This window comes from Alteromonas sp. 4NH20-0056, from assembly GCF_057539655.1.
The window spans coordinates 84,709-96,994 of sequence record NZ_BAAJLS010000007.1; the positions used below are offsets into that span (position 1 = coordinate 84,709).

Annotated in this window: 6 protein-coding genes; 4 read left to right on the forward strand and 2 right to left on the reverse strand. The window is 43.0% G+C overall.

The window, feature by feature from the left end; genetic code table 11:
- The first annotated feature begins 184 nt into the window (after positions 1 to 184).
- The 4 genes from AC27EZ_RS13355 (at position 185) to AC27EZ_RS13370 (ending at position 6,507) form a co-directional block, all read left to right on the forward strand.
- On the forward strand, positions 185 to 1,579 hold the full coding sequence (locus AC27EZ_RS13355; protein WP_487135790.1) for an FGGY-family carbohydrate kinase: 1,395 nt from the start codon (positions 185 to 187) through the stop codon (positions 1,577 to 1,579).
- Between the two features lie 165 nt (positions 1,580 to 1,744).
- Positions 1,745 to 3,937, forward strand: coding sequence for a bifunctional rhamnulose-1-phosphate aldolase/short-chain dehydrogenase (locus AC27EZ_RS13360; RefSeq protein ID WP_487135791.1), 2,193 nt, complete (start codon positions 1,745 to 1,747; stop codon positions 3,935 to 3,937).
- Positions 3,938 to 3,946: 9 nt separating this feature from the next.
- On the forward strand, positions 3,947 to 5,242 hold the full coding sequence (gene rhaI, locus AC27EZ_RS13365; RefSeq protein WP_487135792.1) for an L-rhamnose catabolism isomerase: 1,296 nt from the start codon (positions 3,947 to 3,949) through the stop codon (positions 5,240 to 5,242).
- Positions 5,243 to 5,361: 119 nt separating this feature from the next.
- The gene (locus tag AC27EZ_RS13370) at positions 5,362 to 6,507 is read left to right on the forward strand and encodes an alpha-hydroxy acid oxidase (protein WP_487135793.1); all 1,146 of its coding nucleotides are present in this window, start codon (positions 5,362 to 5,364) and stop codon (positions 6,505 to 6,507) included.
- A 248-nt stretch (positions 6,508 to 6,755) separates the two neighbouring features.
- Here AC27EZ_RS13370 and AC27EZ_RS13375 read toward each other — a convergent pair whose 3' ends face one another.
- Positions 6,756 to 7,487 (reverse strand): hypothetical protein, encoded by a 732-nt coding sequence (locus tag AC27EZ_RS13375; protein ID WP_487135794.1) that lies wholly within the window; start codon positions 7,485 to 7,487, stop codon positions 6,756 to 6,758.
- Between the two features lie 277 nt (positions 7,488 to 7,764).
- Positions 7,765 to 11,730 carry a S8 family serine peptidase gene (locus tag AC27EZ_RS13380; protein WP_487135795.1) on the reverse strand — a complete coding sequence of 1,322 codons (3,966 nt, stop codon included), beginning with the start codon at positions 11,728 to 11,730 and terminating at the stop codon, positions 7,765 to 7,767.
- Positions 11,731 to 12,286: the final 556 nt, after the last annotated feature.

Below are 12,286 nucleotides of genomic sequence, written 5' to 3' on the forward strand. Positions count from 1 at the left end.
ATATTAATCAAAAGATTTCAATTTCAATCATTTTTTGTTATACATAAACTTAATATTTTGGAAGTATCCTCGAGAGAAGTCATAATCAGCATAGCTGACAAGCATTTCAGTGTACTCTTTAGTTACAACTTACATGACGCTCCTTTGATATTACATTCACGAAAAATTTGGAGTTAATGCTAGAGTGAAAGCTGTTTTAGATATTGGTAAAACTCATATAAAGCTATTGTTTGTTTCAGACTATGAGCAAGTTGCAAGCTTCAGCTGCAAAAATGCCCCAATTGAAGGTCAGTACCCTCAGGCCGACGTAGACAGCATATGGGACTGGATAGAAGAAACGTTAAAGTCGTGCACACATACAAAAGAGGTAGACGGGTTTGTTGTTACTACCCACGGCGCCACTGCAGCTTTAATCGATGGTAATTCAACAGATAGATCTAAAGCACTTACACTTCCTATTCTAGACTACGAATATCAGGGTATTGACGAATGTACACCACGTTATAAGCACGAACGTCCGAACTTTAGTGAAAGCTTATCTCCATTACTGCCTGCAGGTTTGAATTTAGGTAAGCAACTTTATTGGTTGCAAGAGAAGTACCCGAAAGAATTTGCAAAAGCGAATGCTATTCTTTTATATCCGCAGTATTGGGCTTGGAGATTGGGTGCAGAGCTGAGCTCAGAGGTGACTTCTTTAGGTTGCCACACAGACTTATGGCAACCATCTGAGCGTCAATTTTCTTCTCTCGCCATTAAAAAGGAGTGGGCTAACCTATTCCCACCTCTAAAGAATGCTTGGGACTGCATAGGGAAAGTAAATGCCGAGGTATCTAAAAAAACGTCATTACCTATTTCATGTAAGCTTTATTGCGGTATTCACGATAGTAATGCGAGCTTCTTAAGGTATCTAAATATCGAATCTCAAGCGACTGAGCAATTTACCGTTATGTCTACAGGGACATGGACTATATTAATGCAGTCCGGGGGAGATGTGGGTGCCCTTCATGACAAAGTAGATACTCTTGCTAATGTAGATATAAACAGTAACCCAGTCTCTTGTGCCAGGTTTATGGGTGGCCGTGAGTATGAACGTATTTGTACGACGCTCGGTGGCAACATAAAAATGAACCCAACAGAATCAGAAATTCAAGACGCTATAAGTAATTATTGGCGCGTAACCCCTGATTTTAGCGAGGGCAATGGCCCTTTCCCCGACTTGACGCCTCAATTGCTATGCCCTGAAAGGCCAACTGCACCACAAGCTATCGCCACACTTTATTGTGCGCTTATGATTAATCAACGGCTAAATGACCTTCAATCTAAGGGGGCAATCTATATTGAAGGTGCTTTTCTTAAAAACCCACTACTATGTCGCTTGGTTGCTCAGCTGCGTCGTCAGCAGCCAGTTTTCGCTTCGACAGACAATACAGGCACAGTACTAGGTGCAGCAGCACTTATAGGCTATCAAAAGCAAAGGCAGCATTCACTGGATTTAGAAAACGTAGAGCCCTCTAACTTTGTTGGACTGGAATCATATGCTGATGAGTGGTTCGAAATAGTCAAAAACGCTCAAAAATAAACGGTAATAAGCTTTTTTGCGGATTAAAAATCACAATGCAGTCAAAATGAAACCAATAATGATTGAAAATGATTGACAGGGATTGGAAGTGGCGTGTATTGTTAGCACCATAATCGATGTTTACATTTATGAAACATATCTAACTGATAATTTTAGGACACTGTAATGGCTTTTAAACCCGATGATTACAAGCATGTTAAGTACCTTTGGAAAGATGAAGAAGCAGATACACTCTCTCCTGTAGAGAATTTGGTATATCGCTCAAACAAGCTAGGCGAAGACCAACGAATCACCAATACTGGTGGCGGAAACACATCCGCTAAGCTGCTAGAAGAAGACCCATTAACAGGCGAAGAAGTAGAAGTGTTATGGGTTAAAGGTTCAGGCGGAGACCTGAGAACATCGAAAAAAGAGAATTTTTCTTCACTATATGCTGACAAACTTCGCGCTTTAGATAACGTTTACCAGCAATATCCGGACAAAGGGTACAAGAGCGCTGGTGAAGACAAGATGGTTGGCATGTTTAAGCATTGTAACTTTTGTCTAAACCCTCGCGCTTCATCAATAGATACGCCTCTGCATTCAATGATTGAAGAAAAGCACGTTGATCACCTACATCCAAATGCCGTAATTTCTGTCGCATCTTGTAAAGATCAAGAAGCGTTAACGGCTAAAATATGGGACGGAAAACTGGCCTATGTTCCTTGGATGCGCCCTGGTTGGGAAGCCGCAAAAGTATGTGAGGACGCTTATGAAGCGAATCCTGATATATGGGGTATTCTTTTAGGTCAACACGGACACACTAATTGGTCTTCAGAGAGCAAAAGTTGCTACGAAACCTCATTGTGGGTTATTGAAACTGCTGCGCGTTACATTGAAGAGCACGATAAAGGCGAAAATACGTTCGGTGGACAAAAGGTAGAATCTCTTGACGACGATAAAGCAAGAAGCCTTCTCACCGACTTTATGCCTATCGCAAGAGGAAAGTTATCGACTAATGTTAAGTACATTGGCACGCTTCAAAATGACGAAGCCACGCTTAGATTCGTTAATAGCGTTGATGCTCCTCGTCTAGCCGAGCTCGGTACTTCTTGCCCTGACCATTTTTTAAGAACGAAAATTAAGCCACTCTATATCGACTTCGACCCTAAATCTGACGCGCTTGAAGATCTCGTTGCAAAATTTGATGCGGCGCTAGAGAAATATAGACAGGACTATACTGCGTATTATGAAGCATGCAAACGCGAAGACTCACCGGCAATGCGTGACCCAAGTCCAACAGTAGTGCTAATTCCTGGCGTTGGAATGATTGCATGGGGTAAGAACAAAAGTGAATCCCGCGTTACCGCTGAATTTTACAACTGTGCTATTGAAGTAATGAGAGGCGCAGAAGCAATCTCTGAATATACAGCTCTTCCTGCACAAGAAGCATTTGATATCGAATACTGGGCTTTAGAAGAAGCCAAGCTTCAAAGAATGCCAAAGGAAGCTCCTCTAGCTAGAGACGTTGTTGTTGTTATCGGTGCTGGAGACGGCATTGGTAAAGCGACAGCCCATCGCGTTGCTCGAGAGGGCGCACATGTAGTCTGTGCAGACCTTCGCCTTGAAAACGCTAAAGCAACAGCAGAAGAACTAGAAGCTATTTATGGTAAAGGTATTGGCGTAGCTGGCACGGGTATTTCTTCATGCGGCCCAGCCATTGCGCTTGGTGTTGATATAACCAAGAGAGAAACCGTAGAGGAATTGTTTACCAATGTAACGCTCGCTTATGGCGGCATTGATAAAGTTATTGTTACTGCGGGCGTATTTATCGCTGAGGGTGCAGACTTAGCGAAAAACGACGAAGTCTTTGAGTTGAGCTTTAACGTGAACGTGAAAGGCGGCTATGTTGTGGCTTCTGAAGCGCAGAAGATCTGGGAAAAGCAGCAAATGAAAGGAAATATGGTACTCACCACTAGCGTTAACGGTGCTGTATCTAAGAAAGGTTCACTAGCTTACGATACAAGTAAATCTGCTGCTAACCACTTAGTTCGAGAACTTGCCGTTACGTTGTCACCTTTAGTTAATGTTAACGCGCTTGCTCCTGCTACCGTAGTTCAAGGTAGCAGTATGTTCCCGCGCGACCGGGTTATATCTTCACTGACTAAGTACGATATTCCGTTCCAAGAATCAGATTCCACTGAGAACCTTCGCACAAGTCTAGCTGAGTTTTATGCGCAGAGAACATTAACAAAGTCACCAATAACACCTGAAGATCAAGCTGAGGCAGCCTATCTCCTTGTGTCTGGTCAGCTAAACAAAACCACAGGTCAAATTATTAGTGTAGACGGCGGTTTGCACGAAGCCTTCCTACGCTAGGAGTAGATTATGTTACGTAGAATAGATTCCGCTTTAGTAAGCGAAAAAAACGAAGAACTCTATAAAGATTTAAAATCTGATTATGACGCACTAGGTGAAAAGCTAAGCCGCGACGGTATTGATATTGAAAATTTCACAAAGGCAGCGGAGCAGTTTCAAATAGCAGTACCGTCATGGGGCACTGGTACCGGGGGAACTCGATTTGCTCGCTTCCCATTGAAAGGTGAGCCTCGCAATATTTACGAGAAGCTTGAAGACTGCTCGGTCATCAATGAATTGTCTGGCTGTACTGATAGTGTTTCACCCCATTTTCCATGGGATAAAGTAGATGACTTTAGTGAATTGAAACAAACGTCAGATGAATATGGTCTTAGTTGGGTATCAGTGAACTCAAATACATTTCAAGACCAACCTGGACAAGAAGTATCGTATAAGTACGGAAGCTTAAGTAATACGCAAGAAGCATCTCGTGAACTGGCTATTCAGCACAACCTCGATTGTATTGAGTATGGCCAAGCATTGGGTGCTAAAAGTCTAACAGTGTGGGTGGGTGATGGATCTAACCATCCTGGCCAGCAGCATTTTCAACGCGCTTTTGAACGCTACTTATCAAGCATGGAGAAAATCTATGCGGGGCTACCAAGCGATTGGGAAATGCATATCGAACATAAAATGTTTGAGCCAGCCTTTTATTCAACTGTGATTCAAGACTGGGGTTCAAACTTACTGGCAGCTATGCACTTAGGCCCAAAATGTAAATCCCTTGTAGATCTTGGGCATCATGCGCCAAATACTAATATCGAGATGATAGTGTCTCGTTTAATCCAGTTTAAAAAGCTAGGTGGGTTCCACTTTAATGATAGTAAATATGGCGATGATGATTTAGATAGCGGCTCACTGCATCCTTATCAGCAGTTCCTTATTTTCAATGAATTAGTAGATGCAGAGCAACGTCAGCAAGAAGGTTTTAACCCTGCCTACATGCTGGATCAGTCACATAATGTAACAGACCCAATCGAAAGCTTGGTAATTTCTGCTATCGAAGTTCAGCGCTCTTATGTAAAAGCATTATTGGTTAACAGAGATGCTCTGTACAGCTATCAGCAAGACAACGATGCAATGATGGCCTCTATGGAACTGAAAAAAGCGTTTAATGTAGATGTAACGCCTATTCTTGCAATGGCGCGCTACCGCAAGTCCGCGGCAATCAATCCTATTGGGACTTACCGTTCGCTTGACTATCGAGAGTCTATGGACAAGGTGCGCCCACGGGATCCGAATGCGACGGGTTCTGGCATTGTTTAATCATTCAATAAGATAGCCGCTTTCTATCTGTACTCTACAAAAAAGCGATCGAAGAATAATAAAAAAGAACAAGAATAATAGAAATAACTGTTGTCAAACTATCGGAATAAGAAAAGCATATGTTGTTGAGCAATTGTCATAACTATCACGATTTTAGAAAGTTAGCGCAGAAAAGGTTGCCTGGTCCAATATTCAATTATATTGATGGTGGAGCCGATGACGAAGTGACAATGCGTCGCAACTCTGAATCTTTTCAGAGCTGCGATCTTATTCCAAATGTTCTGACCGGTGTAAAGGACATCGATTTAAGCATTGAGGTAATGGGGCAAAAGCTGGCGCTTCCAGTCTATTTGTCTCCCACCGCTTTACAACGCTTGTTTCACCATCAAGGTGAGCGCGCAACGGCTGGTGCGGCAGCGAAGTTTGGCACCATGTTTGGTGTTTCTTCATTAGGAACAGTAAGCATGGAAGAAATCGCTAAACGGTATGATACACCTCAGGTCTATCAGTTCTATTTCCATAAAGATCGTGGCTTGAATAGAGCTATGATGGAAAGAGCCAAAGAATCTAATATCGAAGTTATGATGTTGACTGTAGATTCTATCACTGGCGGCAACAGAGAGCGGGATTTGCGAACAGGTTTTGCTATTCCGTTTCGACTCAATCTTAAGGGGCTGTGGCAATTTGCAACGCGCCCGATGTGGGGTATCAACTATGTTACCCATGAGAAATTTTCACTTCCTCAGTTAGATGCTCATATAGACATGGGCGGTGGGGCTAGCTCTATTGGCGATTATTTCACTAATATGCTTGACCCTTCGATGAACTGGAAAGACGTTGAAGAGATGGTTAAATTTTGGAATGGTCAATTCTGCCTCAAAGGTATTATGAGTGTTGATGATGCCAAACGCGCGGTAGATATAGGCTGCACAGGTATAGTCATCTCTAACCACGGTGGCAGACAACTCGATGGTTCTAGAAGCTCTTTTGACCACTTAGCTGAAATTGTAGACGCCGTAGGCGACCAAATTGATGTTATTTTTGACAGCGGTGTTCAAAGAGGAACTCATGTCTTAAAAGCGCTCGCTATTGGCGCAAAAGCTGTTGGCTTGGGGCGCTATTATCTTTTTGCACTAGCCGCAGCAGGACAAAAAGGTGTAGAAAGAGCCATGGAATTGATGGTCGCGGAAATCGAACGTGATATGCGCCTTATGGGATGTTCAAAAATTAGTGACTTAAATCGTGACCACATTCGTTTTAGATAGGGTATAAGTTAACGAGTTTTTTTCTCGTCTTCAACAACACGTAGTCTTCATGGTCGTGGTTTGAAATCGGCTACTAAATTATTTTCGTGCTTAGAGTTAAATTACGAAGACCACTGCAATTAAGTTTTGCTTTAACTTTCATCGAGTATAAAAATACGGGTGAGCCTTTATTTCTCAATAAGAATTTTATAGCTCTCTCAGTTACGTTATCGCCGGATAAGTTGCTAAATGAGTTTCTCAGAAAAATATTATTCATCAAGTTCTTTCGCGGGCTGATACTCATCGACTGCTTTTTTAATGGCAGCTTCAATACTACTTAATTGGTGTTTGAAGCGTCGGTGAATGAAAGGATATATCTTAAATTCTTCTGGTTCTGATACTCTAACCAATAGAGTAGCGGTGTCTGGACGACTAATTGTACTAATGTATAGGTTACCCGCTATAATCATATCTACTCTTTCATTGAGCAATAGGTCAACGGTGTCTCTTTTTGACCAGGTAGTTATAACGTTTTCTATTGCGTTCTTTCTTACAAAAAATTCACTCGCAAGTGAACCTCGTTGATGCACAACGATGTAATCATTTCTATTCTTAATCCCTGAGGCAAACTTTTGCGCATTTTTCTCAAGTGCCCAGAGTGCTATGTCTGTCGTAAATAGAGGCACTGGAATTTTAATCAAATCTTTTGCGATGGGCATATTTTCGAAGCTTTCGATCTTTCCGCATAATCCATCTATGGACCCTTTTTTTGATTCAAGCACTGCTCTTGCAAGTCCTACAGGAACAATTTTAAAATCCATGCCCAGTTCTGCAAATGCTGTTCCGTATATGGATTTAAAATAGCTCTCAATATGTGTTGGTATTTGTGCGCAAGCAAATGTCACCCTATGAGTGCTTAATTTAGTATCAGCTAAAGCAACCTTGCTAGCTAACAGCAATAAGATAATAGAATAGAGGGTTGTAGCTGTGGGCTTTGGCATTATTTGAATAGAAACTGCGTAACCATTACACAAACGTAGACGTATTTTCTTGGTTATACAATGTTTACTTTGGTCTAACAAAATAATGTAATTGTGATCATTTTAGACCATCGTTAGTGTCTGATTAGATTTAAGCTCAGGTCAGAGAAATCGATCCATACCAGTTCAGTAGACAATATATCATTCGTTAGTTGATTTGAATTTTCCTTTACATAGGCAGAGTTACAATCTATGTGAGGCCGCCTCAGCGGCCCCCTTTTATACTGTTTTAAAGTGCTTAGAGTCTAAAGCGTCTGCTTAAGCACACCACAGGAAGCAATAGCAAAGCAATCCAACTCATGGAACCACCGCGTTTGTCATTGACAGAAATGGTTACGGTGTCCGTGGTGGTATCAATACCATCTGTTGCTGTAACGTTAACAATAATATGGCTTGATTGTTCATGGTTAGGCGCTGTTCCATTCAACGTGGTTGTCTGCACACCATTAATTGTAATGGTGACATCGTCACCGTCAGCGTCGGTAGCAGAGGCAAAAACAGTGTAGGTTTCGCCCTCATTAACGCTTGATGGTGCAGATACAGAAATGACAGGTGCATCCTGCACGCCAGCCACGCTAACTGATACCGTACCTTCGCCAATTACATCGCCAAGCACTTTCTCTTCTTCATTGACTGCGCCTTCTTCACGTACTGTGTAAGTAAATAGATCCTCCCCGAAGAAGTCAGCGTTGGGCGCGTAGGTCACTGTACCATCTTCGCTTACGATCACCGTTCCATTTGCAGGTTCAGTTGTAATGACGACGGTTGATGGATCAAGTGGCGCCTTGTCGATCTTTATTGGCGACAATGTACGGTAGTCCCCCGAGAGAGATTTCATTGTGAAGGTATTTAAAATGACATCATCTTTCTCATTAGCGAGAATGCTCGCAGTAACAGATGCATCTTCGCTAACGTGTAGAACATCATCCATCAATTCGCCGGCCGCTACAACACTACCAGCATACGATAGAAATACTTGATCGCCGCTGGTCTGAGTAAGGGTATATTCATCTCCTGAAACTGGCATCGTTCCTTGCATTGACGTACTTGTAAGGGCAGCCAAGGTGGTACCGACTTTACCTGTAGAGTCTTCTGCTCCCACTACAGTTGGAGCAACTGGAGCGTCCATTGGTCCATAGACAAAGTGAACAGCACCGGTAGCGTATTCAAACCATAACTGGAAATTAAATGATGTACCTGGTTGGTCGAGAAGCTGAACGTTTTCCCATTCTACTACAAAGTGCCCAGTAGTTAGTGAAACGGCATACATAGTTCCTTTACCATTACCACCAGACAAATCAAAGTCTGTCCAGAATGGGGCAATTACGTTGTTTGGTTCGAGCAAATTTGGGAATGGTTCGGCAAACGGAGACGTAGTTCTTCCTGAATTTGTGCCTAATGAAACATAGCCATTGGAGGATATCTGCATAGACCGATATTGCTTACCCAGATATGTGATAGGTCTTGGTATGTCAACGGTGATTGATGCATCATCACATAACTCAGAGCACACAAGCGGTGATATATTAATAGCTGACATGGGTAAATATCGAGGCGCGCCCAACCCGGATAAAAGATCGCCAATTGACGTCGACTGGGACATTTTTAGAGTAGCAGTGTCAATAGATCCTTCCCATTTAATTTCACGAGTCTCTGCATTGTAAGTTACAGACTCTTGGCTCCCATTTATTACTGCTGAAATCGTTTCTGGCTCGACGTCAAATTTACGATCAATGATGGTCGAAAGACCAATCAGCCCAGTGATATCAGTATTGTCTATAACTACTTCGGAAACGACTAACTCACCTTCTTCTGCTACGCTCGCACTGACACTGCTTCTGAATAGATCAGGCTCGTCCGAAGTAATAGGATAGACCGCAATAGGAATAAAGTAATCCGTCGTTGCATTGTTATTGTCTGACCAGTTTATTCCGCCAAATGACCATGTATTAGTGTCAGCGGATGAAACGTCAACAGAAATCATTATTTCCGCTGAGGCACCTGCCGGTAAAGTAGCCATAGAGGGGGTTACACTAGCTGTGATAGCTCCATCATCAAACATCGATGTTGCATCTACAGCCACATCGCTGTCGCTGGTGTTAGTTACCGTGATTGACATTTCACAGTTCAGAAAACAATTTGCTGACACCAAGCTTAAATCACTGTAGGTAAGCTCAACACTGGTTGCACGCGGAAGATCGAGTCGACCTGCGCCAATATCAAAACTATCGGCAGGAGTAACTGCATCTTCTTTTACAACATCGCGAATGGAAGAGGTAACTAGTGCGCTCTTAATTTGCTGTGCAGACCAATCGGGGTGCATTTGTTTAATCAACGCTGCTGCACCTGCGACATGCGGAGCCGCCATAGAAGTGCCATTTTTAAATGAGAAACTCTCGCCGAGATGATCAGGTGCATCAGGAGACTCCCCAGAAAATATGCGCGTACCGGGGGCTGCGATGTTCGGTTTTAGGAATGTCGGATCACCGCCAGGTCCACGAGAGCTGTTTTCGTTCATGATATCTGCCAAATCGTCAGAGACAACACGAACAATTTCATTACCGATAGTAATAGTTATTGTTTCTTCCGATGCTAACGTCAGGTTTGCTAACGCCGCCCCCGGTGTTGCGGGTAGCATAAGAGACGGTACCATTTGATCGGGTCTTAATCCGGCCATTTGAAAGGGGGCTTCTCCGCGCCCCGGTTGATTATAAACCAGTACCGCCGTTGCACCTGCTGCTTCAGCGTTTGCAATTTTATCAGCAAAGCTGCAAGTTCCGCGGCTTATAAGAGCAATAGAACTTTCGAGTGCATTTTCGTCTACATATGGTGAGCAGCCTTCTGCGTTGGTGGCATCTACCTCGCCAGCGAATATCACAGGCGCTGTAATTGGGCTGTCAAATACAATATCAGGGTTACCCACTGAATAAACAGCAGGGATCGCGCCAATAGCGCTATCACCGTCAATGATAACCTCATTGGCAAAAATGCGACCAGTTGTGGTATTTGCAACTGTGAGCACGTTTTCATCACAACCGGGGCAACCGATGGTTGTATCGCCCGGGCCATCGTTACCTGCAGCGAATACTGTGACAACGCCAGCATCATTCATGGCTTCAAAAACGCCTGCGTAAAAGCTGCTAGGCAATCCGCCAGCACCGCCACCCCATGAGTTGTTAACGACGTCTGCTCCGTCTTCCAGCGATGCTTCTAGCATTGAAAGCAGCATTGACGACGCGCCGCTGGATCGAGTTGGCTCTGCAGATGTAGCGTAGAGGCCTTTGTATACCATCAGGTAAGCTGCAGGTGCTACCCCTGAAATTTCGGCTTCAGCGCCATCGCGCTCTGCCATCACACCGAAATTACCTACCGCGGTACCGGCAACATGTGTACCGTGACCGTTAAATCCCAGCGGGCTTTCATATTCTCCATCAGCAAGGTCAAAGCCTGCGACAACTGGGGCAGCACGCGCGACAATAAGCTTGTTATTACAGAAGTCTAGTACTTCAGAACAATAGTCATCAGTAGGTAATGTGGCGGGGTCAGGTGCAGTAAAACCATTGCCACTGAATAGTTCGTTTTCGGGACGAATTCCACTGTCGATAATGGCAACTTTTACGCCTGCGCCAGCGTTCTCTCTACCACCGAACTGTTCCCACGTTTCGATAGCGCCTATTAAATCTAAACTTGCGTCCATCTGTGCATGATGAATAACGTCAGGGTAAACAGCTTTGACGTTAGGAAGGCTGGCGAGTTTATCTAGTGCACTTTTAGACACCATCCCCGCGAAACCATTAAATGAGTTAGTGTATGACAGGTCGGATTCAAACGATGAGTCAAATGATTTAATGCTCTGTATAACGGATTTTTGTTGTGTCTGAAGGTACGACTTATATTCCTTTGCTGCGTTCGATTTAAAGTTAACTTTCTGCCCTCTGTGTGCAGATGTAGCGCCAACACTAGGATTAACACCGCTAAACTGTGCCATAGGAGAGTCGATCAATTGAACGATGACACGTACTCGGTTGTTACTTGCCTGAATAGCGTTAGCCAATATATTTTTCTTATCGAAAGAGGCTTCTATGGCGTTTTCCTGTTCAACAGTTGCTCCTTCGATAGGAAGTATGTCTGTCAATGCAAAAGCGCCGAAGGTAGAACCTGCTAGAGCTGTTGCTACTAATGTATTTATTAATTTCTTTTTCATAATTATTCTCGTGTGAAAGTTTCCCTGGAGCGAGTCGATATATTTGATTTAGATGAGAGTAGGCCCGAGGCCTTTTATTTATTGATTTTGACGACCCTAATAATTTGTAGCACAAAGATTTTTACGATGTAATGACTTGTGGTGGATGAATTTAAATTCATTTTTTAATAACGTTTATAGTAGTGTTTAGAATTGAAAACAAAGAAAAAACGAATGTTTTCTTTAGATGTGAAAGGTTGTTATTTTGACCACCTTTGCGGATTTATTACTTGAAAGCGAAGAAGCGTTGAGACTTGAGCATGTTTGCTAGTGTCGATACATACATTTGATGCTCTTTCTCAAAAATAGACTTTTCTGGGGTGACTCAGATTGGAAATTCTCGTTGGTTCACTATCTTTGTTAGATTCTAATAATTAGAGCGTCATAACTTTTTATCAAAAGTAATTGTCCGTTTGAGAGTGGCCTTTTTTCCAGATAGGACAATGCGGGCGAGTCGAATAAAAGTGAGGTATAATTATTTTGTTAAGACATCATGGTAGAAAACTGTAAATTGTTC